The organism is Lysobacter fragariae (assembly GCF_054779775.1).
Genome location: NZ_BAAGXP010000012.1, coordinates 237474 through 259557 on the forward strand (window position 1 = coordinate 237474; position 22084 = coordinate 259557).

Annotated in this window: 17 protein-coding genes; 2 read left to right on the forward strand and 15 right to left on the reverse strand. The window is 65.6% G+C overall.

The window, feature by feature from the left end; all coding sequences use genetic code 11:
* Positions 1-10 precede the first annotated feature (10 nt).
* Positions 11-373 (reverse strand): PadR family transcriptional regulator, encoded by a 363-nt coding sequence (locus ACYVD7_RS13145; RefSeq protein WP_460764021.1) that lies wholly within the window; start codon positions 371-373, stop codon positions 11-13.
* Positions 374-724: 351 nt separating this feature from the next.
* Between ACYVD7_RS13145 and ACYVD7_RS13150 the strand changes: the two genes are divergently transcribed.
* Positions 725-1186, forward strand: a complete 462-nt coding sequence (locus ACYVD7_RS13150; RefSeq protein WP_460764024.1) for a DUF1579 family protein — start codon at positions 725-727, stop codon at positions 1184-1186.
* A gap of 177 nt (positions 1187-1363) precedes the next feature.
* Complete coding sequence (locus tag ACYVD7_RS13155; RefSeq protein WP_460764250.1) at positions 1364-2188, forward strand: peptidylprolyl isomerase; 825 nt, start codon at positions 1364-1366, stop codon at positions 2186-2188.
* Positions 2189-2344: 156 nt separating this feature from the next.
* Here the strand turns inward: ACYVD7_RS13155 and ACYVD7_RS13160 are convergent, their stop codons facing one another.
* The 14 genes from ACYVD7_RS13160 to ACYVD7_RS13225 all read right to left on the reverse strand — a co-directional run bounded on the left by ACYVD7_RS13160 (position 2345) and on the right by ACYVD7_RS13225 (position 21760).
* Positions 2345-2620 (reverse strand): hypothetical protein, encoded by a 276-nt coding sequence (locus ACYVD7_RS13160; RefSeq protein WP_460764027.1) that lies wholly within the window; start codon positions 2618-2620, stop codon positions 2345-2347.
* 43 nt (positions 2621-2663) lie between these two features.
* Complete coding sequence (locus tag ACYVD7_RS13165) at positions 2664-4199, reverse strand: hypothetical protein (RefSeq protein WP_460764030.1); 1536 nt, start codon at positions 4197-4199, stop codon at positions 2664-2666.
* 10 nt (positions 4200-4209) lie between these two features.
* Entirely contained in the window at positions 4210-5139 is a 930-nt protein-coding gene (locus tag ACYVD7_RS13170; protein WP_460764033.1) for a hypothetical protein, read from the reverse strand.
* A 12-nt stretch (positions 5140-5151) separates the two neighbouring features.
* Complete coding sequence (locus ACYVD7_RS13175; protein ID WP_460764035.1) at positions 5152-6423, reverse strand: hypothetical protein; 1272 nt, start codon at positions 6421-6423, stop codon at positions 5152-5154.
* 27 nt (positions 6424-6450) lie between these two features.
* The gene (locus tag ACYVD7_RS13180; RefSeq protein WP_460764038.1) at positions 6451-7734 is read right to left on the reverse strand and encodes a hypothetical protein; all 1284 of its coding nucleotides are present in this window, start codon (positions 7732-7734) and stop codon (positions 6451-6453) included.
* 279 nt (positions 7735-8013) lie between these two features.
* Entirely contained in the window at positions 8014-9063 is a 1050-nt protein-coding gene (locus tag ACYVD7_RS13185; protein WP_460764040.1) for a hypothetical protein, read from the reverse strand.
* Between the two features lie 21 nt (positions 9064-9084).
* On the reverse strand, positions 9085-10866 hold the full coding sequence (locus tag ACYVD7_RS13190) for a hypothetical protein (protein WP_460764043.1): 1782 nt from the start codon (positions 10864-10866) through the stop codon (positions 9085-9087).
* A gap of 165 nt (positions 10867-11031) precedes the next feature.
* A complete protein-coding gene (locus tag ACYVD7_RS13195; RefSeq protein ID WP_460764047.1) occupies positions 11032-12441 on the reverse strand; it encodes a S8 family peptidase in 1410 nt (469 codons plus the stop codon).
* On the reverse strand, positions 12438-13220 hold the full coding sequence (locus ACYVD7_RS13200; RefSeq protein ID WP_460764049.1) for a hypothetical protein: 783 nt from the start codon (positions 13218-13220) through the stop codon (positions 12438-12440). Before ACYVD7_RS13200 ends, ACYVD7_RS13195 begins: the two co-directional genes overlap by 4 nt.
* Positions 13217-13465: a hypothetical protein gene (locus ACYVD7_RS13205; RefSeq protein ID WP_460764052.1), complete on the reverse strand. Its 249-nt coding sequence runs from the start codon at positions 13463-13465 to the stop codon at positions 13217-13219. The genes ACYVD7_RS13200 and ACYVD7_RS13205 overlap by 4 nt, the downstream gene beginning before the upstream one ends.
* Positions 13465-14433: a hypothetical protein gene (locus ACYVD7_RS13210; protein ID WP_460764054.1), complete on the reverse strand. Its 969-nt coding sequence runs from the start codon at positions 14431-14433 to the stop codon at positions 13465-13467. Before ACYVD7_RS13210 ends, ACYVD7_RS13205 begins: the two co-directional genes overlap by 1 nt.
* 18 nt (positions 14434-14451) lie before the next feature.
* Complete coding sequence (locus ACYVD7_RS13215) at positions 14452-20103, reverse strand: N-acetylmuramoyl-L-alanine amidase (RefSeq protein ID WP_460764056.1); 5652 nt, start codon at positions 20101-20103, stop codon at positions 14452-14454.
* A gap of 9 nt (positions 20104-20112) precedes the next feature.
* On the reverse strand, positions 20113-20436 hold the full coding sequence (locus tag ACYVD7_RS13220; RefSeq protein ID WP_460764059.1) for a hypothetical protein: 324 nt from the start codon (positions 20434-20436) through the stop codon (positions 20113-20115).
* A gap of 376 nt (positions 20437-20812) precedes the next feature.
* On the reverse strand, positions 20813-21760 hold the full coding sequence (locus tag ACYVD7_RS13225) for an AfsR/SARP family transcriptional regulator (RefSeq protein ID WP_460764061.1): 948 nt from the start codon (positions 21758-21760) through the stop codon (positions 20813-20815).
* Positions 21761-22084 lie beyond the last annotated feature (324 nt).

The following is a 22084-nucleotide window of genomic DNA, read 5'->3' on the forward strand; positions in this document are numbered from 1 at the left end:
CCCCTTTTGGTCAGTGCTTCGGTTCGAGTACGGCGTCGACGGAATCACGGGTGGCACGCCAGGCCGCGGACCAGTCGCGAAGGGCGTCGCGCCCCGGGTCGGTAATGCGGTAGTAGCGGCGGGGCGGACCGGAGACGGAGGGCTCGACGAAGCTCTCCAGCAGCCCGGCCCCTTCCAGGTTGCGCAGCACCGGATACAGGGCGCTCTGCTTGCCGCTGAGTACGCCCTCGCCCTCGCGCTCCAGCCGCTTGGCGATCTGGTAGCCGTACATGGGCTCGATGGCGCCGCCCAGAACAGCCAGCAGGGCCAGGGAGACGGTGCCGGCGCTGAGCTCCTTCTGGAACTTGCGCAGGTGGGTTTCGAGGTCGGTCATCGGGGCTTCCCGTGGGGATGGGAGGAACAACTAGCTTGAAGCGAACACTACTACTCACTTCGCTATAGCGGCTCTGCCATTAGTCATTCCCTGCCGTCAGTCATGCCTGGCTGGGCTGGACGGCCGGGCTCCGGGGTCGGCTACCGAGTGCGGGCGTCATCGTCCGAGCTTTCCGCTCGGCGGACCGAGCCGCGAGCTTCATCGCCCGAGCTAGCTTTGCAGCCCCCACTCTGACGCCGGCCTTGCACGATGCGGGAGGGACCCACCACCCGACTACCAGCACGATGGCCGCGTTCCGCAGCACCCACCGATGCACGTATCCTCGGCCTCCACTCTTGACGGAGCGGCACCATGGAAATGCCCAAGCCCGGCGCGGAACACCAGCGCCTGTTTTCCCGCTTCGAAGGCCGCTGGTTCGGCGACGAACAGCTCTCCGCTTCGCCATGGGGCCCCGGTGGCACCGCGATCGGTCGCACCGTGTGCCGCGTGGCCCTCGACGGGATGGGACTGGTCCAGGAATACGAGGAGGAGAAGGACGGCCAGATCTGTTTCCGTGGCCACGGCATCTTCCTGATCGAACCGGGCACCGGCGACGTGCTGTGGTGGTGGTTCGACTCGATGGGCTTCCCGCCCGATCCCGCGCGTGGCCGCTGGGAAGGCGACACGCTGCTGTTCGAGAAGAAAACCGATCGCGGCGAAGCCCGTTATCGCTATGAGTTTTCCGGCGACGGCTACCGCTTCACCATCGAGAACCGCTTCCCCGGCCAAAGCGAATTCACGCAATTCATGCACGGCGATTACCGCCGCGACTAAGGAGCCACCATGCGTCTTGACCGTATTGTCCTGTTGCCCGCCTTGCTGGGACTCGCATTCGCTTCGAATGCCGCCAAACACCATGCCGCGAAGAAGCCCGTGCAAAAGCCAGCGGCAGTGCAGAAGCAGGCTCCCAAGGTCGAAGCTGCAAGCCAGGCCACGATCAAACCCAAGTCGATGCAGGAAATCCTGGATGCGACGAAGCAGGCCGATTGGCGCTCACTCGACCCGGCCAACACGCTCTACCTGGAACTGGCTGGCGGTCGCGTGGTGATCGAACTCGCGCCGGACTTCGCGCCTGCCCACGTCGGCAATATCCGCACGCTGGCGAAGGAAGGCTATTGGAACGGCCTGAGCATCAATCGCTCGCAGGACAACTTCGTCGTGCAATGGGGCGATGCGGAGGAAGACGAGAAGAAGCGCAAGTCGCTGGGCACCGCACTGGCGAAACTACCCGCTGAGTTCTCCCGTTCCAGTGATGGCCTGCGCCTGGACACCTTGCCGGACAAGGATGGTTGGGCACCGCAAGTGGGTTTCGCCGCAGGCTTCCCCGCCGCGCGCGCACCCAAGGAAAAGCAGCTGTGGCTGGCGCATTGCTACGGCATGATCGGCGCCGGCCGCGATGTCGCCGCCGACTCCAGCAACGGCACCGAACTGTATGTGGTGACGGGCCAGTCGCCGCGCCAGCTCGATCGCAACATCACCGTCGTGGGCCGCGTCGTGCAGGGCATTGAACTGTTGTCGACACTGCCGCGCGGCACCGGCGCGCTGGGCTTCTACGAGAAATCCGAACAGCGCACGCCGATCAAGGCGATCCGCCTGGCTTCGGAGGTTCCGGAATCCGAACGCACGCCGCTGGAACTGTTGCGCACCGATACCGCCGCATTCACCGAGCTGGTGGAAGCGCGCCGCAATCGCAGGGACGAGTGGTACAAGCGTCCCGCCGGGCACATCGACCTGTGCAATGTGCCGTTGCCGGTGCGGGCGCCGAAGGCGAAGTAACGGCACTAAACGGCGTGACCATGTGCAGCGGGGCTTGCTCCGCTGCACTCACGTGTCGTCTGGGAAAGCAGGCCGCATAGGTTCTGCTCCAACGAAACAAGGGCGCGAGGGCTAGCCAGGCAAGTCTGGCTCTAGAAGGGCGTTGCTCGTGCAACATCAGTCATGCCGCGCGCGCCACTCCATTTCCAGGATCTGGGTCTTCTCCCGCAACTCGTAGGGAGCGCGAGGATGCGCCGCACCGATCCAGTTCGGTACATCGGGTTGCCCAAGCGCCCACTGCTTGGCGTGTGCGTCCAATCGGTTATGGGCTTCGCTCAGGAAGTCCGCGAGCTGGGGCGTTTCAATGCCGCGCACGATCGAAGTCGCCTCGCTGGGGGTGCAGTCCCACGAAGCGAATGCTTCCGCACGCTGGACCAGTGCTTCGGGTGTCATGCGAACCTCCCTGTGATCTTGCAAGTGGATCGACCCGTCCTGCCTATCGACGCGGCGTAGTTGCCGGCGGCGTTGTTGTTGCCGGTGGCGTCGTGGTCGCGGGTGGCGTCGTGGTCGCGGGTGGCGTCGTGGTCGCGGGTGGCGTCGTGGTTGCGGGTGGTGTCGTGGTCGCGGCTGGTGTCGTGGTCGCGGGTGGTGTCGTGGTTGCGGGTGGTGTCGTGGTTGCGGGTGGTGTCGTGGTCGCCGGTGGTGTCGTGGTCGCGGCTGGTGTCGTCGTCGCCGGTGGTGTCGTCGTCGCCGGTGGCGTCGTCGTTGCAGGCGGAGTCGGCGTGGCGGTGCTTGGTCGCGGCGTCGGCAACGGCGTGGTCGACAGCGCCGGCGCACGACCGGCATCGACCGTCGTGTTGACGCCGGTGCGGCGCTCACGCTCGGACCCCAGTTGCGCCTGCAGGCGCGCGGTGCGTTCCGCTGCCGGATCGGGGGTCGCAGTAGGATTGATCGATGTATTGCGGATGCGATCGGCCTGCGCCTGCGCGGCCATCTGGTTCAGTGGCAGGTAGTCGCTGCGGAAGTTGAGTTCAACCGAGGAATTCAGTTCCAGGTCGGTGTTGATCTCCTCGGTGTTCTGCGAGCGCTGCGTGGACACATAGCCGATGGTGTTCTCGACCTCCGCGCTGACGCCCCAGGGTCCGGCGCCGAAACTGCCCGCGGCGCGCACGCGGTTCTGCATGCTGAACTGGCTGCCGCGGTCCTCGCTGGCGGCGCTGCGCGTGTCGATGTGGAAACGCATCGCTGCATTGATCTTGCCGCTGTCGATGACGATGCGTTGCATGCCCAACATCACCATCGTCGCCAGCATCTGCTGGCGCTGGCGTGCGAGGTAGCGACGCGCGATCGGCACCAGCTGCTCGGGGTTGCTGGCATCCAGCGACTCTCCCGGCTCCATGCCCAGCGTGGCGCGGATCTCCTCCGGACCGGGCATCGAAGCGCCGCCCTTCAGGCGCAGGCGGATGTTCGCGACTTCCTCGGGATCGGGTGGACCGTCATCCGGATCGGGGGCGTCGTATTCGATCGATTCGGGAAAATGATCGGCCACCCATTGCCGTACCTGCGCCAGGCCGAACTGGGTGCGCTCGAAGCCTTCGGCCGACGACGACACCGCATTGAGCAGCTGCACGTACTGCTGCATCTGCTGCGCGCTGGAATCGAGCATGGCGCGGAACACGCCGTTGACCAGGTCGGTGACGAAGCGCGGGAACGACACCGCATTGAGCACGTTCTGGGTGATGCCGGCCACGCGGCTCGCGGATTCGCCAAAACCGGGTTGCTCCTGCGCGCGCGCCAATGGCGCGGCCGGCGTTGCATCGCCTCGACGCTCGATCTCGCCCTGCGCCTGCCCTTCCTCGGCGATGAGCTCGGCGGCGAGGGTCGACACCTTGACCATCGATTGCGCGAGCGACATCCGCTGCGGTTCCGATAGCGTCTGGTAGTTCGGCGCGCGCTCCAGCACATCACGCACTGCGGTGCGGATCCACGGCGGTGGGACGTTGGCGGAGGGCGGCTGCGCGACTGCATTCATGCGCGTCGCCTCATGCCGCAATCGGCAGGGCCGGGATGGCCGTAGGTGGCGTGGTCGATACGGGCGTCCGCGCGGGAAGCGGAGCCGAGGAGAGCCAGCGTTGCGCGGCCTCGAGCACGGCGATGTCGCTTGCGTTGCCGGTATCCAGCTTCGGCACCTGCTCGCTGTAATGCTCCGCCAACCACAACAACACGGCCTGGCCGCTGCGACCGCGGTCCACGTACTGCTGTAGTTGTCCGCTGCTCGCCGCCGGTGCGCCATCGGCGTTGCGCCGGGCGATGCCCACCAGCGACCACAGCGAATTGACGCCAAATGCCACCTGCAACAGTCGGTCGCGCAGGAAACCGAGCGCGGTATTGATGTTGGCGACGATGTCGCGCGCGGCGATCGCCGCCATCGGGTCCATGCGCTGGGCCAGGAATTCACCCATCGCCTGGGCACGCGCGGCCAAGGTCACGCCTTCGCGCAGATCACTGCCGTCGGCCTGCGCGACCAGCGCCCCGCACAAACCGGACATCAGCACATCGAAATGCGGCGCCTCAATCACGCGCATGAAGATCGCCTGGCGTTCGCCTGCTTCGAGCCGGTCGCGGCGAGCGCGCCAGAAGGCATGCAACAACTGCGCGGTAGGCCCCAGCGGTTGCGTGATCGTGCCGCTGACGAAGAGGCCGGCGACGAGCTCCGCCGTCGGTAGCAGTCCCGCGTTCTCCAGCTGGCTGGCGAAGTACAGCGGCGCTGCCGCCTGCAACGACGCGCGATCCAATGCATTGGGCGCGCCCGGTGGCAGGTCGATGGTTTCATCGCCCAGGTCCAGCGCGCGCGCGACCTGCGCATCGTGCGTGGCCAGTGCGGACAACGCCGTCGCGACCGCGTGCAGCAGATCGGCGTGATGCTGCTTCGGATAGAAGCTGGTGTCCGGCGGTGGCGGGGCGAGACGCATGGTGGCGCCCCGTCAGTTTTGCGTAGTCGTGCCGCCGGCCGGGGCGGCGGCGGCATTCCCACTGCGCTGGTTGGCCGGAACATTCGGATTGAATGGCGTGGCATTGCCCTGGATGCTGGCGATCATGCCAGGCGAGGCAAGCTTCTCCATCGGGAAGTAATCCGACTTGAAGTTCACCCGCACCTCACCGGTGAGCTTGGCCTTCATCTCCTGCTTGGACTCGGAGGTTTCGTCGACCGACGAACCCACCGTGGTCATGTGCGACTGCACGTTCTCGTTGACGCTGGCGGCACCGCCCCAGCCCCAATTGCCGCCCACCGCGGTGGTGTTGCGGTTGAGGCTGCTCTCGCGGTCATACAGTGAAGCCGCAGCGACGCGCTGCGCCTGGTCGGACGCACGGAAGTCGAAGACGACCTTGGCGTTGATCGCGCCGTCGGTGACCACGATGCGGTTGATGCCAAGGATCACCATCGAGGACAGCAATTGCTGCCGGCTGCGCGCCATCTGCATGCGTGCCGCGGTGACCAGGCGTGTTTCCTGCTCGGGATCGGACAGGTCAGTGATCGGCTGGGCCAATCCCAGTTCCTGGCTCGTCCGCGCTGCCACTTCCTGCGCCTTTTCCTCGTTGGCCGCACCAACCAGTGGACTGCCGTCTTCGTTATTGCCAATCTTCAGGTCGCCGGGAAAGCGATCCACCAGCCAGTCGCGCGCGTTGTTCATGCTGATGTTGTCGGCCGCGAACTGGTCGACCGTCTGCGCCACCGATTTGAGCAGGTCGCCGTAGGCTTTCATCTGCTGGATCGAGGCGTTGACGATGGCCTGGAATACGTTCTGGATCAGCCCGCCGACGAACTGCGGAAAATCCACCGAGCCGACGAACTTCTTGAAGTTGTCCGCGCCCTGCTTGACCGAACCGGCATCGAAATCACTGCCCGCGAACGTACCCACCTTTTCGGACGCCTTGCGCTTGGCCTGGTCCACTTCGCCCGACAGCGCGCGACTGAGATCTTCCGACGCGGACTGTTCCTTCGCCAACACGCCCTGCCCCGGGGTCAGTTCCTGCTTCGCCAGCCCATCGGGATTGGCGGTGTAGGCGGCGACGCGGACCATGTTGCGCGCCAGCTGCTGCTGCTCGGCAACCGGCATGCTGCGGAAACCTTCGGACGACAACAGCATTTCCTTCACCAGTGGCCGCACCACGGCGAGGGTGTCGTCGTCGAGCCAGGCCGGCGTCGTGTTGGCGGATGCGCCGGTTGCAACTGTGCGGGGAATGATCGCGCTCATGGCGGCTGCCCTGTGATCGCCCGCGGCCTAGGGATTGGCCGCGGGCGCGGTGGGCGTCGCGGCCGGCGTGGTGGCGGCTGGCGCTGCTGCCGGCGTCGCCGCTGGTGCCGCTGCGGCAGCGGGCGCTGGCGGCCGGTTCGTCGCCAGTGTCTTGACCATGCCCGGCTGCGCGTTCATCTGGATCGCGGCGATCGACTCGGGGTTGGCCAGCTTGTCCAGCGGCATGTAGTCGCTCTTGAAGTTGACCTCGACCTGCCCGGCCAGGCTCGCTCGCGCTTGCAGCGACGCATCGTTCTGCAACTGCGAGGTGCTCATCATCTTGATGATTGGCTGCTCGCTGTATTTGTAGTCACCCTTGGAGTAGTAGCTGCCGTCCTGGCGCTCCTCGGCGCCATCCTTGCTTCGGCTGTAGCTGCCGCCTTCACTGCTGCCCTCGTAGGTGCCTTCGTAGCCACGGTTCTTCTGCACGTTGCCGTACGCGTCCTTCTCGTAGTCGAACTTGGTCGCGCTGTTGCGGTACTTGAGGTTGTCGCGCGCCTGGAAGTCGTACATGACCTTGGCCGAGATCTTGCCGTCGGTGACCACGATGCGGTTGATGCCCAGCATCACGATCGTTGCCAGCAGTTGCTGGCGGCCTGTAGCGATCTGCGTGCGCGCCGCCGGCACCAGCAGGGCCTCGACCAGTTCGTCGTCCAGCCGGGTGATGGGCTTGTCCAGCGGCAGTGACTGGTTGATGCGATTGATCGCCGCTTTCTCATCGATGTCCGGGCGCAGTGCCACGCGCGGTTGCGGCGGCGCCTGGCCACCGCCGCCCTCGTCGCCGAAGCCTCCAAAATCGCCCCAATCGCCACCACCGCCCATCTGCAACTGGAAGACGTCGGGGAACTGCTCGACGAGATGGTCGCGACCCTGGTTCTGCGTCGTGTTGTCGTCGCGGAACTGGTTGAGGCTCTTGGATACGTCGGCAACGAGCTTGGCGTACGCCTCCATCTGCTCGATGGACGAGGTCACGATCGAATGGAACACGCCATCGATCAGGCCGCTGACGAAATTGGGGAAATTCACCGCCTGCATCAACGCGCCGGCCTGCTGTACACCGGTCTTCAGCGCGGTGCCGAACTCGGGCTGGTCTTCGGTCGGCAGCGGCGCACTATCATCGGCCAGCGATTTCACCGCGGGCGCCAGCTGGTTGCGATTGAGCCGGATGCCGTCCGGCGCGGCCAGATAGGTCGCGATGTCGACCATGCCCTTTGCGAGCGCCTGTGCCTTGTCGGGCGGCAAGTGGTCGAATTCAGGATTGCTCTTCAGCAACTCTTTTACCCTGATGCGGGCAGTATCCAGGAGCTCCCTGCTCGCAGTGGGAGCGGCCGCGGGAGCGGCAGCGGCACGGGCCGGGGCGTTTCTGGGGAAGATGGAAGACATGATGGCGCTCCGGTTTCTGTTCCGATTCCGTGTAGGTCCTGGCGTGCTCCACGCCTTTGCTGCGACCGTCGCCTGACCAGGCAACTTCTTCGCGACGCGGCGAGGGGTCCTGGCACTACCCGGCACCTCTACCCCGTGCTGGTGATTCGTGCGCCGACGACGACGCCGTCATTGCAGATTCCTGCCCTCCTCGATTGCCTCGCGCATTTCGAATTCGATCGGCCGCACGTACAGGCTGATGCGGGCCGCGGAGTTCGGCGCGACGCGGATGCTGAGTACGGAGAAATGGCCCTGCTCGCCCGCATCGTCCATGCCGAAGGCATCGAGCCAGCGCGACAGCGCAGCAAGTTGGCGCGGACGTTCGGCCAAGCCAAGCTTGAGCAGGTCGAGGAAGCGCGCCGGCAAGTCGGGAATCGCCGCCAGCAGGATTTCCAGTTTCAGCTCGACGCCATCGTTGGTCTCGCGCACACCCACCAGCACGCCACCCGGCGGCAGCTCGAAGCGGCCACCCAGCGCCACGCCGACGATGCGCATCAGGCTCGGCAACTGATGGCCGATGCCAAGGCGATTCATCAGCGGCCCGAGCGACGCCACCTGCATCGCACCGCGGTGCAGGAAGGTCACGCGCTGGCTGCCGTTGTCGCGCTTGCAGCCGATCGAGGTGAAGATCGGCATCAAGCTCGGCATCTCCGTCATCACCTGTCGCGTGAGCTGCGCCAGATTGGGTGACAGCGCATCGATCTGGGTGGGCAGCAGTTCGTAGTAGATCTTCGCTGCGTACAGTCCGTCTTCGTCGAAGGCGCTGCCGAACCAGGCGCCGTAGTTCATCCAGCTCAGGCCGCCGAAGCCGCGCCACTCCTCGCTGCGCGAATCGAACCAGCGCAGCGCGTCGCGGCCGAAGATCGGCGAGATGAGCCGGCGCATTTCGCGCGTGGCTTCGTCGCGCCGCGCAACCGGGGGCGCGTTGGGGCCCAGCGGCTCGATGGTGAAACGCAGCGCATTCGGCTCGGACTCGGAGAACGAAGGCTCATACGGCACCGCACCCGGAGTCAGCGCGTTCTGCGCGTAACCGGTGTCATTGTCGGATCCATAGAACGTGCGTTCGATCAGGCCGTCGACATAGGGCAACGGGTCACGCGTACCCAGTGCATGCGACGCCTGGGTCAACGAGCGTCGCACCAGGTCCGACATCTTTCTGTTCTGGTCGATGATAGGCATATCCGTTCTCCTGCGCCTTGCTCACATGGCCGGCAGGCTGATGCCTGCCTGGTCCATGACATCGCGCGCCATCTGCTGCATGTCAGGCCGGCTGGCGATGACGGGCGACTCGTTGGGCTGCGCGTACTGCTCGACGCTGGTGTCCTGGACACCACCGACCGCCAGCCACTGCTCGCAGGCCTGCACCAGGTCCCAATCGTTGGGGCTGATGGTGGGCTGGTCGCTACCACGCTGCTGCGGATCGGCCAGCACCGCCATCGAGATCACTTCGCCGAAGCGGCCGGTCAGGCGCTCGTGGTTGTTGGCCAGCCAGCGGATGACCACGGCACCGGCGCGCGCCTGGGTGCGATAGCGATGCGTGTTCCGCGTCCCGCCCAGGTAATTGGCGTTGACCAGGTCGATCACCCCCCACATGTCGCGCGCGCCGAAGGCACCGCGAATTTCCGGGTCGCTGAGCTTGTCGCGGTATTCCAGGATCATCGACTGCAACTCGGTCGCGGCGAAGTACGCGATGCCGTAACCGTGCAGCGAGAGGTTGGCGCCCAGGTCGCGACCGGCCTTGCGCACCTGCTCCTGCGATACCGCCACCGGGATGTTGGTGCGCAGCAGGCGATCCACGCTGAGCTGGCGTGCGAATGACGACACCGCCGACACGAAGCGCAGCCACAGCTCGTTGAAGTCGCGGTTGGGCTCGTTGCCGCTGGGATTGCCGCCGGGCGCGCCGAACAGGCGCATGTACAGGTCGCGGCGCTCGCCTTCGGTGATTCGGTCGGCCGATTTCTTGTAGTAGTTGTAGAGATAGTCGCCGGCGCTGCCGCGTCCCAGCGGGAGCAGGCCCGCGCGGAACAGTTCGACGATGCGCTCGACCACCTGCGGCAGCCGCATCTCTTCCAGCATGTAGGCGAAGTAGATGGCTTGCGCGGCATGCAGGTTCTCGCGCTGGATCTCCACGTCGGTGGCTTCGTCCAGGTCGGGCAGCATGATCTCCATCGCCGACGCCGGCGCGCCGGCGACCACGCCGGTCTGCATCTCGTAGGCGTTCTGGATGCTGCTGTCCAACCACGGATCGTTCGCACTGACCTTGTCGGCGACCAGGCGGCGCACCACCGCGGCGACATTACGGCCACTGAGCGCGGCGACGATCGTGTCGCGACTTGGCTGGAATCCCTCGGCGCGATCAGAACTGCCACCGCGGCGATCATCGGGATTTTCATCCGGATTGATGCAACCGATGATGTCGGCGTCGATCAGGCCCTTGTCGATCTGGGTGCCCAGCTTCACCGGATAGCGTTGGCGCAGCTTTTCGTACGCCTGGTCGAACAGCTCGCGGTTCTCGCGATACTCGCCCTGCGCCTGGCTGACCTTCTGCACGAAGCCCTTGCGCTTGGCATCGGTGTAGCCGTCGATCTGCAGCAGGCCGCACATCGCGGCGATCTCGCGCTCGTTGCCCGATAGCCTGCCGTCCAGGGCGTTCTGGAATTCGCGCTGGCTGCCGAGCAGGCCGTACTTGTGGATGAAATCATCCTCGGCCGCCAGGTCTTCCCATTTGCTGAAGCCCTGATGGGTCGCGGCCACCTGCCGGTAGAACGGATCGGTGACGACGTCACTGGCCAGGTCGCGTTCGATCTGTTCCAGCTCCTTGATCTGCTCAGGCTGCAGCCCCGGATAGAGCGTGTCGCCGTCGCCGTTCTGCGCCGGCTTGCCGACGCTGAGCAGGTACTGGCGGCGATTGCGCAGCTCGTTTCGACGCTTGAGCTCGCGCTCGCCCAGATCAACCAGGAGAATTCTGTACTTGGTGTTCATGGTGGCATCTCGCTTTTGCGTGGCAGATGTATTGGAGGGCGCGGCACTCGCACCCGTGCGATGGGCGTCGTTGGGCTTGGCTGCCGCGGCGCTCGCCTTCTTGGGACGTGTTGAGCTTTTCTTGGTGGTCGCCATCGGAGTCTCCTCGGCAGCAGTTGCTGTGGATCAAGCCGCGGCTAGCGCGGGTGTTGCATCGGGGGTGTCGTTCTCTTCTTCGCTGATCTGGCGATCGATGCGCGCGTCCAATGCGCGCAGAGCAGCAATCGCATCGACCACACCTCGGCCGCAGCCATCGAAACCGGCGCTGGCGAACGGTCGCGAGCTTTCAATCAGGACCTCGCGTGCGTCGTCGCTGGTGATCGGCCAGGCGCGGCGCGATGCACGCGCGGCCAGCAGGCCACACACCGCGGCGACGAACGGAGAAGCGAAACTGGTACCCGTGGCGTACTGGTAGCCATCCAGCCCACAGGTGTGGATGTCGCGGCCCGGTGCGCACAGGGCGACGTGCTCGCCGCGGGTGGTAAACGCCGTGGGTCGCAGGTTCCGGTCCACCGCGCCCACTGCGATCACTCCGGCATGCGCGGCCGGGTAGTACTTCTCGGTCAGGCCGGAATTGCCGCTGGCGGCGACCAGGATCACCCCGCGCGCCAATGCGTAACGGATGATTTCCTCGTGCGGGCGCGGTGCGTCGGCGAGCAAAGCGGATTCGGGCGTGCCGAAGCTCATGTTGATGACCTTCACGCCCAGGTCGATCAGCCGCTTCATGCCGGAATCGATGTTGTCGAGCGCGCCCACGCCAATGCGCTTGTCGCCTGGCCCCAGCGCTGCACCGAGCACGCGTACGGGCGTGAGGCCACAGGTACCGGCGACGCCCGGCGGGATATCGCGGCCGCGTGCCACCAGGATGCCGGCGCAGCCACTGCCATGACCGACTTCATCCTGGGGGCGCTCGCCGCGATGACGGTAGTCGCCGACCAGGGTGAGTCCACCGACAGTCGCCGGATCCAGGTCGACGCTGTCGAATCCCGCGCGCACGCGCTGGCGCAGCTCGGCGTGCTCGATGGCAACGCCAGTGTCGGCCAGGCCAATGACGATGGCGGGATCGCCCGGTTCGTACTCGAGCGCCTGCGGCACGTGCATCGCCTCGCCCGCCCACGGCGTAGTGTTTTTGGCATCGATCCCGCTTGGATCGGCGAATGGCGCGCGACACAGATGGTCGGCGCTGACGCGCTCGACAATCGGCAGCTCAGCCAGCGCCTGCAGCAGCGCAGGCATGCCTTCCGGGTCACGTACTTCGATGCGCAGGACGCGAGCGACGCCACTGAGTTGTTCCACGTCATCGAAGCGCAGCGCGCCCTTCACCGCGCGCTCGGCGCGGCGCGTGCGCGCACTGTGCAGGCGTGCCGCACGGAAGGCATCGCCGTGGTGGCGTAGCAACCGGTCGATTACGCCGCGATCGACATACTCGGCCATCGGCGTGCCGTAGCCATGCACCGCGCGCAGCCCCGGCAGGTGCTCGGGTACTTCGCCGAGCTTCAGCGTGACCAGCAACCGGTTGGCGATGTACGGCCTCATGGCGTGCTCCCCGCCTGCGGGTGCCAGGTTCCGAGCTGGCCCTCGCGCAGGTGTACGCGTGCGACCTCGCCATCGCCGAAATCCACTTCCGCCTCGCACCCCATCTGCACGGCCAGCGGTTGCAGCACGATCTGTCCATCCTGGGCCGCCACCACCGGCACGCTCTGTCCCGCGGCGAACACTCGCGGCAGCCGGTTGGCGCGCAAGCCCGGCGCCTGCATGTGTACGCGCGAACCCTCGCTTTCGTTGTGGTCGACGCGGGTGACGCGCGGCGCGGCGGCGTTCATCAGTGCCTGCTGCAGGCGGTTCACCGGCATCCGCGACAACCGCGCGATGACGTCGGTACCGGCGCTGGCCTTGAGTTCGTTGAGTTGGGTGATCGTGCGCACGCCGATGCGCTCGAGGCGGCGCTGGTCGTCGTCGGAGATCTTGTCGCCCAGTGCTTCCTTGATGCTGAATTTCGGATCCTCGGCTTTGAAATCGATCGCGTTCTCCTCGACCATCGACTTGGTGATCGTGGTCAGGCTCAGCTTGATCGTGCTGGCCTCGCTCTCGCCGGGGCCAGCCGGGCGCAGGAATACGTCGTCATCGACCATCTGCACGAAGGCACGCAAATCCAGCGACACGTCCTTCACCGCAAAGGTCAGCGGCATCTTGCCCACGCGCGCCTTGATTGCCATCGACGCCTGCGCCTTGTCGAGCTGTTCGGTCAGTGCCTGGATGAAAAGATCCAGGGGCACGCCGGCTTCCTGCAGCAGCGGAGGCATCTGCGCGCTCATGGCTGGTCGGCCTCCGCCCCGGAGTTCCAGGCCAGGCGCAATTTCGATGGCGATGCGACCCACTCGTTGGCTTCGCGCGAGCGCGGCACGTCGGCCAGCAGCACGCAACCGCCGTCTCGCAATACCGGACGCAGTTCCAGCGGCAGGGTCATCTCGACATTGGTGAGCTGCACGTTGCCGTGGATTTCCAGCGCGCCCAGGCCGTCGCGGAGTTCACCCAGCAATTGCGAGAGTTCACGCAGCATCACGCGCCTCCTTCAGCCGGTGTGGCTGCAGGTGTCGCAGGCGCAGGTGCGGCCGCTGTGGGAGCAGCGGCGGCGGGACGCATGCCGGGTGAATGGCGCTGCACCAAGGCGAGCTTCGCCGGCTCGACCATGCGATCCAGCGGCAGGGTTTCGCTGACGAAGTTCAACTTCACCTCGCCGAACAGGTCGGCGCGCACGCTGGATTCGTTCTGCGCGTTGACGGCTAGCGTCGACACCATCGTCGAGGTCTGCGCGCCGTAGGTCTGGCTGCCGCGTTCACCCCAGTTGGCGATCGCCTGCGGGTCGCTGCTGGTGGCGTATTGCACGCCGGCGGCATCGCGCGCGGCAGCACGGAACATCACCTTGGCACTGATGCTGCCGTCGCGGACCGCGACGCGATTCAGGCCCAGTAGCACCATCGTCGCCAACAGCTGGTGGCGTTCGCCACCGATCTTGTTGCGCACCTGGGGCAGCACGCGCTGCTCCAGCAACTCAGTGGTCAACGATTCGCCTTCTATTCCGTAATCGGCCAGCCACGCCGGCGCAAGGTCATCGGCCTTGGGCGCCAGTTGCGGTGTGGTGACTTCGCCGCCGTCGGGCAACTGCAACGCGACTTCGCCTGGATAACGGCTGGCGATCCAGTCACGCGCCTGGTTGGGCGTGACGTTTTCCTCGGTGAACTGGTCGACGGTCTTGGCCACCGCGGCGACGAGGGAGGAATAGCTCTCCATCTGCCGGATCGAGGCATCCACGATCGCATCGAAGGTACCGTGCACGAGACTGGCAACAAAGCCGGGGAAGTCGATCTCATTGACCATCGCTCCGGTACGCGCGGCGATGGTTTCGGTGGCCTGCGGCTTGGCCGTTTTCACTGGCTCCGTGCTGACGGCGGGCGTCGTACTCCCGTCCGCCTGCGCGCGCGCCAGTGCCTGCGCAGGAAAAATTGCATTGGAGGTAGGCTGGGTCATCGCCGGAGGTCCGCTGACCTATCTATGGGTCCAGGCAAACTGGGCATTGGAAGTGCCATTGCCGAAGAGACGGACTCGCCATTCCGCGGCATGCTCATCCCCCCGGTGGTCCGTGAACCGATAGAAGAAGACGATGTGGACGCTCGCGTATCCGCCGGGAGTCAACCCTGGTTGCGGCTGGATCTGCGCGGTGACGTCGAGTTGCGTGTCCTCCGCGGCCTTACGCTCGCCGGGTTCGATGCTTATCAGCCCCACCGATGCGCCGTCCGAGGCCCAGCGGATCATGAATTCCTGGAACGTCTGGTATTGCGCCGGGTAGTCGCCCGCATTGAAGTCCGGCGTCACGAAACCACCGTCGCTGGTGTGCGTCTCCATCTGCTGGTAGTTCGCGCTGTTGGGAAGCAAGCTCAGGCCCGGCCCGAAGGGCATCGGCAGGTCCGGCGGATCGAACATCAGCGGCCGGTTGGCAAGCGACAAAGCGCGCGGTGCCGATGTCGCGACATTCACGGCCGCGCCACCCGGGTGATACCAGCCACTGAACTCCGACCACCTGGCAGTAATCCGCCCACGTTCCGCCGGCGTCATCACTCTCTCGACGATCTTCTCAAGCACTTTCTCGGCGACCACGGCGACCAGCGCGTTCTGCGCACGGCTCACCACACCTGTGCCGGCCAGTCCCAGGCTCTGTGCATTCGCTGCGCTGACCGGAAGGTGCAACACACGCCAGTTGCCATAGTTGGATTCGGCCATGTTGCCGAAGTCGCTGGCGAATTGATTGAACGAGAGCCAGTCCTCGTAGCCCGAATTGCGCGGGTTGAAAGTGACGGCATCGTTGTCGAAAGCAACGCGCGTATCCCACGGGTTGAGGATCTTCACTTTCACCGAGTTGGGATCGGCGAGTTCGCCGCTAATACCCGCCAGCACCACTGCGTGCGGCGCACCGACGATCACCACCCACAGCGGACCGTACGTCGCCAGCCAGTCCGCCCACTGCTGCGGCGAGTGATACAGACTGGTATTGTCAGGCTGGCGAATCATCTCGAAGCCGTAGCGATCCCGCACCGCTTTCAGCAGATCCCAACCGTACGAGGTAGCCAGCGATGCGCCGACATCGTTCGCGAGTGTTTCCGGCGTGAGTGACATGTTGCGGCGGAACGAATACAGCATCGCCATCGATGCCGCCCAGCAGGAGTTCTTGTCCAGTTGCGGGATCAGGTGCACCGGATAGTCGCTTCCCCCTGCCAGCGCGCTGGCCCCCTGGAACGACTGTGCACGCGATGACAGTCCCAGGGCGATGCCGAGAAACTCATCCCGCGCCTTCAGGTGCCCGACGTAGCCCAGGCTGCCGCGCGTCAACGCGACCAGGTCGCCTGGCGTTCCGTCGCCGGCAGGCGCTGCGACCAGCGCAATGCCCGCCGCTTCGAATGCGGCGAACACCAGCTCCGAGCAGAAGAACGAACCCGCGCTGGTGCTGTCGGTGCCGGTGAGCGAGCGGATCGCATCGATCAGTCGCGACTGCAACGGGAACAGGATGCGATGACCGATGCGGACCACGCCACCGTAGTTGTATGGCTGGCCGACCTGCGCACGGGCGAAATTGACCAGCACCGCGGCCCGGGCTGCATCCAGGCGTGGATCGCGATAGGCGACCGCGAGGATGGCGTCGCCGATCGCCGTGGCGAGCGGCACTTCGCGCACACCATCGCCCACCGCCTCGACGATGTTGCCGCCGCCGACATAGATCATCGCGTGGCTGACCGCGGAAAGCGTGCCGGCGCGGATCGCGTAGGACACCGCCGCCCTTGCGGTGGAGACGATGATGTCGCCGGGCGAAAGCGCTTCCAACCCGATCGACTGGCCACCGATGCCCGGATCGAGCGGGATTTCCAGCGCACGCGGGCTGTAGTAGCCCTGCGCGGTGGTCGTCGCTGCATCGGGTGCGTAGCAAGTGCGTGAGTTCACCAGACCCATGTAGTAGGTCCAATTCCAAACCGCGTTCGGGCAGCCGGTGTGCGTGGTCTTCGTGTCAGCCTCGGAGTGGCCGAGGACGTGGGTGCGGTCCACCGGGATGCCGTAGGTGTCGCACAACCAGGTGACCAGCGCAGCCGACGCGCACATCTGCGCCGGCGTCGGATTCAAGCCACGCGCGTTGGCGACGTGCTCGATGCCGATGCTGTTGCCGTTGGCCGAACGCGCATGCCAGGCGACGTCGTTGTGCCTGACCATCTGCACCACTTCGCCGTTCTGGCCGATCACGTAGTGCGCGCTGACCTTGGCGGCGGGATTCTGGAACCAGCCCACGGTGCCGTTGATGTTGGCGCCACCGTCGGTGATGTGGATGACGACACGTTCGATCGTGCGGGGGCTGGTGCTGGTGCGGTAGTTGCCGCTATCGGCAGGCACGAAGCGGCTCGCCTGCGGATACTCGGGACTTGGTGCACTCAGCGCACGGCCCACTGCGGCGAGGCTTTGCGAAGTGGCGACATCGTCCGGGATCGGGCCTTCGATACCCCGCGAAGCATCGTCATCGACGGCTGCATCGAGACCGCGCGCGCCGCCATAGCCCAGCGACAGCGATGCGGTGCGACCTTCAATCCAGTCGATCTTGGCGGTGGTCAGGCGGCAGCCGCGGTTGAGGTCATCGGTGGCACCACCGGTGTGCACGCCGACGATATAAGCCTTGTTGGCGCCGCCCTTGTTGCTGATGTAGTAGACCGGCGAGCCGCTGGCGCGCTTGAGTGTGAGGATCGGGTAATCGAAGGTGCTGTCGCCCGGGCCGAGTGCGGCGATGTAACCGGCATGCAGATGCTGCTTGAAGCCATCGATCGCGGCGGTGAGTTCGGGTACGCGCGGCGAACGCGAAGAATAGCCGCACACCACCACGCCTTCCGGACGCGACTGGTTGAGTTCCTCCAGCACGTCGAACCACTGCCCGCCGGGGGCGGAGTTCGGCACGTTGTCGATCACCGCCAGGTCGTAAGCAGGATTGGTGCCGCCGTAGCTGGTGGGAATCCGCCATTGGCTGCGCGGCACGTTGAAGCGACCGAAGGGTTCGGTGCCGGCGCCCTGCCCGTTCTTGCCGGGAATCACGTCGACGCTGGTGTAGTTGGCATCGAACAGGTTGTGGCCGCAGGTGAGGATGCGGTTGGGGCCGATGTAGAAACCGGTGCCACGGCTGGCGACAGCGCCAGACGCGTTCTTCATCTCCAGCAGGCAGATTGCCGAGTGCGGGAAGATCGTCGTGTTGGGCACGCCGGCAAACCATTCCTCGCGTGCAAGGCTGAAGGCATCGGCCTGGCAGACCAATGCGCTGGCGGGATCGGCGGGGTCGTAGTACGGGGTGATGATGTCGAGCGCGTGGGCCACGCTGCCCAGCGCGCGCACGCCCTGGCTGGTCGCGGGTGCGGCGCTCAGCTGCGACGCCGCGATCTGCACGCAAGCCATGTAATGGTCCCAATCCCAGTACGAGCTCGGGCAGTCGTGGTTGTCGCGCGGCGACGCTTCCATGTGGCCGACGATGTGGTCGCGGTCGGCAGGCAGGCCGTACTGCTGGCACAACCAGGCGACCAGGCGCGCGGAGGCTTCGTATTGCGCTTCGGTCGGCGGCAGGTCGCGCGGATTGCCGCGCGAGGGCTTGTTGGCGTTGTGCTCGATGCCGATGCTTCTCGAGTTGACCTGGCTGGCGTGCCACGCCGTGTCGGCATTGCGCACCATCTGCACCACTTCGCCGTCGCGACCGACGATGTAGTGCGCGCTGCTCTGAATCCGCTTGCCCGTGCGTTCGTTGATGCGGTTGCCGTTCTGGAACCAGGCGATCGTGCCGCCGATCTTCGGGCCACCGGCGGTGATGTGGATCACGATGCGGTCCACTGCCGTGTTGTTCTTTCGGCCGACACGGAAATTGTTGGCGTGCGCGGCGGCGAAGCGGCTTGCACCGGGATAGTCGGGCTGCGGCGCGTCGAGTCCACGGACCGCGTATCCCTGCGCCGCCACCAGCGCTTCGGCATTCTCAGGCTCGGTGCCGGTAATTCCGTAGATTTCCGGGTCATCGTTGTCGTCGACGCCGACGGCTTCTTCCAGCGCGCGCACACCCAGCGAGAACGTGAGCGCCTGCCCCCACGACGCGGCGGTCTGGCGGATCCAGGTCAGTTTTTCCTGGGTGATGCGGCAACCCAGGTTGGTGCGGTTGTCGTTGGCGGCGACATGCACGCCGACCAGGTGCGCGACCGGTTGCGCGCCGCCCTCGATCCAGTACACCGGCGAACCGCTAGTGCCGGCGAGGGTCTGCAGGTCGTAGGTGAAGGTGCCGTCGGTCGGCAGCTCGCGGATGTAGCCGCCGTGCGCGTGCTGGCGGTTCTCGTCGATGTTCTTGTTGACGTATTCCTCGATCGTGGACGTAGCATGCCACCAGGCGGCGTAACCGCTGACCACGACGCCTTCCGGCCGGCTCTGCGTCAGCTCCTCGACCAGGCCGAAATAGTTGGGCGCGGACGCGGCATTGGCAGCCGGGACGCAGATCAACGCCATGTCGTTGTCTTCGCCATTGGCGCCGTAGGAACCGTGCTTGCGGAACTGGGTGACACGGAAGCGACCGAAGGGCTCGTTCGCGCGGCCGGTGCCGGCGCCATTCTTGCCCGGCACGATGATCAGCTCGCTTTCGCCGTCGACCACGTGCGCCGCGGTCAACAGCAGGCGTGGCCCAATGAAGAATGCGGTGCCCAGATGCGCGCCTTCGGCGCTGCCATCGGGCTTGCGCACCTGGCAGATCGCCGAGAACGGCGGCTGCGTGGTGTCGGTGACGCCGAGGAACCACATCGCGCCGCGGGCGAAGTGCCCGATCTGTGTGGTCAGGTTGTCCCACCAACTGCTGGGAGAATTGTAGGGTTCGACCAACAGCGGCTTCGCGTACGCCTGCGCGGAGGACTGATTGCGCAGCTGCCGGTCGTTGTAGGACGGGCTGTAGGACTGGGATGTCGTCAGGTGCGGCTCGCCACCACCATTGGTCGGCGTCGGGCTGGCGATGGGCGCGGCGGCGGAAGGTGCTAGCGCTGGCGCCACCGTTGCTGCAGGCGGCGTGGACGTGCTGGACTGCTTCCACAACTCGTCGGAGTAGCCATCGTTGTAGGGCGCGGGCTGGTTCGGTGTTGCGGCCGCCGGCGCGTTCGCCCGGTTGCCTGCGCCATTGCCCGCAACGGGGGAAGCCGCGCTGGCGACCGCATCGCCGCCCCATTGCAACCCGTTGCCGCTGGAGCCGCTGCCATAACCATTGCCGTTATCCAGGCGCACGGTGCGGCGCAGGCCGCGTTCGGTCAGGCCGGACAGGTTCACGTACATGCGACCACGGTCGGGGATCCGCACTTCGATCGGCCGGCTACGGTTGCCTTCCTGGTAGGTCGCCAAACCGAAATACAGCTTCGACTGTCCCGCAAATCGAGCGACCACGTTCGGCGGCACCAGGTAGACGGAGTCCCCATCGCGCTGGCGGCTCGCGCCGAGCAGGCTGCTGCTGAAGAAGTTGTTGCTGGTGCGCTTGGTGCGGTTTTCCGCCTTGAGCAGCTCCGGATCGGTGGCCAGTCCGATCTCGAATAGCGGTGTATCGGTGCGGACGGTGAAGCCCAGCACGCTGAAGCGGTCATCGATCGATTCGCGGTTGGCTCGGATGAATGACATGACAGGCTCCTAGCGGCGCTTGCGTGCGGCAGAGATGGTGGTGGGCGATTCGACTCGCACGGTGACGGGCGCATCTGCCGTGGCTTGCGCCGGCGCGTCGTCGATCACCGCGGAGATGCGTTCCCAGAAGCGCTGCTGCGCGTCGATGCCGATGCTGCGCAAGTGCGGCTTCATGAATTCCTGGACGGCTTCCAGGTGGCGGAAGAACACGCGCTGCCCGGATGCCACATGCTCGACCGAGCCGCGCCACTCGTTGGTGGCGCAGTCGTCGTCACCGCGCTCGCACCAGACGCGAACGATGAATACAGCGGTGCGGTCCTCGAGCAGAGCCATCGTGGCCACGTCCTTCGCTCAGACTTGGGCCGAGCCTGCTCCCGCGACATCACCGCGGGATCACCGCCAGATCACGCGACGATCACGGCAATCGCGGGGCGTGTGATGTTGCGGTGATACTCAAGGCATCGCGCAGTGCCGAGCTTGACCGGCACGCTTCTTGCTCGTGTATTTTCCCTCGCGCCCGAACCTGCCCGTCTGCCCGTCTGCTCGTTCGCTTTGGCAGGCCAGCCATAGCGGGATTTCGTCCAACAACGAAAGATCGGATCACGAACGGCAGCAGCCGCACCCCGTCTCCAGAATGGGATGGATTGCAAATGCGAAGGAGCCGAGCAAGCTAAGCTGTACGAGCGCAGCAGCCGTGGGAGTGCGGCTCTTACTGCGTCATGAACTGCAGGCTCAGCTGCAATTGCGAATCCGCCGTCGCCAGGTTGCGACGCGCGGCCTGGATCAGGCATTGCGCCTGATCGTCGCCAAGGGCCAACGACGCCTGCACCGGCAGCATCGGCAGAGACAGCTCCGTTGCGTCTGCGATCGTGGGCACGGATGCTTCCATCGAAGCGCCTATCGCGTTGTCGGCGATGCGCTGGTACACCGCCAGCGTTTCGCGCATCGGCTGGATCGCCAATTCGCGCCGCAGCAGCTCGCGGCAATGTTCGAACTGGCGCAGCGCCTGCGCGCGTTGCCCGTTGAGCACGAACAGCTGCATCAACTCCCGGTGCACGTCCTCGCGCAGCGCATCGCTGTCAAGGACGGCCTGCGCGTGGCGGATGCCCTCGGCGTAATCGCGGCGGATCATCGCCAATTGCATCAGCCGACCCAGCGCATTGAGGTAGTTGCGCCGGTGTTTTTCGCGCTCGCGCAATGCCCAATCGTCGCTGACATCCAGCAGGATGTCGGACTTGTACAGGCCGACGCCTTCACGCAGTCCCGCGATGTCGGCATCGCTCAATCGCTCTGGGGCCTTGCTCAAGCCCGGCGCGACGAGGCGTTCGAATTCGTCCACGTCCAGCCATACACCCGCTGGCCCATTCAGGCCGATCGCACCGCGGCGGTCGGAGACGATCAGGTCACCGTGCTTGAGCGGCGGCTGCTCAACCAGCCGGCGCAGGCGCCACAACGCGGTGTTGAATGAACCGCATGTCGGTGCCGATCCGCGTTCAGGCCACAGGTTCTCCTGCAGCTCGGCGCGGCTGAAGTAACGCCCCTGGCCGAGTGCAAGATAGGCCAACAGGTTGGCGCAACGACCCGTGATCCCCTGTGAACCATCGGGAACACCGTCAGCGGCGATCGCCATCGAGCCGAACAGCCAGATCCTGAACATCCTTATCCCCGGGGTGCCGCGGGCAGGCACCGATCGCATGCTTTGTTGCTGGACCTTGCTCTCGCATTACGCGATGAGATTCGGCCATCCATGACCTTCGATCCGGATCCGAGCGCGCACAGGCCTGTGTCGCACAGATCGCGCGCGATGGGAACCGCCGGAGCATCGTGGCCTGTGCAAGCCTCACTGGCCGTTGACAACAAGCGGGCGGAAATCAGCAGTGATCAGTGCCCGCGAAAGCGATAGGCGACATATTTGTGTAAGCGTACCTATCCGTTAAGCTGCGGCTAGCATCAGGCGGCGCGACATGGAGTTGTTCCTGGC

Coding starts and splice junctions, on each gene's coding strand:
- ACYVD7_RS13145 (WP_460764021.1), bottom strand. CDS start 373: ATGACCGACCTCGAAACCCACCTGCGCAAGTTCCAGAAGGAGCTCAGC.
- ACYVD7_RS13150 (WP_460764024.1), top strand. CDS start 725: ATGGAAATGCCCAAGCCCGGCGCGGAACACCAGCGCCTGTTTTCCCGC.
- ACYVD7_RS13155 (WP_460764250.1), top strand. CDS start 1,364: ATGCAGGAAATCCTGGATGCGACGAAGCAGGCCGATTGGCGCTCACTC.
- ACYVD7_RS13160 (WP_460764027.1), bottom strand. CDS start 2,620: ATGACACCCGAAGCACTGGTCCAGCGTGCGGAAGCATTCGCTTCGTGG.
- ACYVD7_RS13165 (WP_460764030.1), bottom strand. CDS start 4,199: ATGAATGCAGTCGCGCAGCCGCCCTCCGCCAACGTCCCACCGCCGTGG.
- ACYVD7_RS13170 (WP_460764033.1), bottom strand. CDS start 5,139: ATGCGTCTCGCCCCGCCACCGCCGGACACCAGCTTCTATCCGAAGCAG.
- ACYVD7_RS13175 (WP_460764035.1), bottom strand. CDS start 6,423: ATGAGCGCGATCATTCCCCGCACAGTTGCAACCGGCGCATCCGCCAAC.
- ACYVD7_RS13185 (WP_460764040.1), bottom strand. CDS start 9,063: ATGCCTATCATCGACCAGAACAGAAAGATGTCGGACCTGGTGCGACGC.
- ACYVD7_RS13190 (WP_460764043.1), bottom strand. CDS start 10,866: ATGAACACCAAGTACAGAATTCTCCTGGTTGATCTGGGCGAGCGCGAG.
- ACYVD7_RS13195 (WP_460764047.1), bottom strand. CDS start 12,441: ATGAGGCCGTACATCGCCAACCGGTTGCTGGTCACGCTGAAGCTCGGC.
- ACYVD7_RS13200 (WP_460764049.1), bottom strand. CDS start 13,220: ATGAGCGCGCAGATGCCTCCGCTGCTGCAGGAAGCCGGCGTGCCCCTG.
- ACYVD7_RS13205 (WP_460764052.1), bottom strand. CDS start 13,465: ATGCTGCGTGAACTCTCGCAATTGCTGGGTGAACTCCGCGACGGCCTG.
- ACYVD7_RS13210 (WP_460764054.1), bottom strand. CDS start 14,433: ATGACCCAGCCTACCTCCAATGCAATTTTTCCTGCGCAGGCACTGGCG.
- ACYVD7_RS13215 (WP_460764056.1), bottom strand. CDS start 20,103: ATGTCATTCATCCGAGCCAACCGCGAATCGATCGATGACCGCTTCAGC.
- ACYVD7_RS13220 (WP_460764059.1), bottom strand. CDS start 20,436: ATGGCTCTGCTCGAGGACCGCACCGCTGTATTCATCGTTCGCGTCTGG.
- ACYVD7_RS13225 (WP_460764061.1), bottom strand. CDS start 21,760: ATGTTCAGGATCTGGCTGTTCGGCTCGATGGCGATCGCCGCTGACGGT.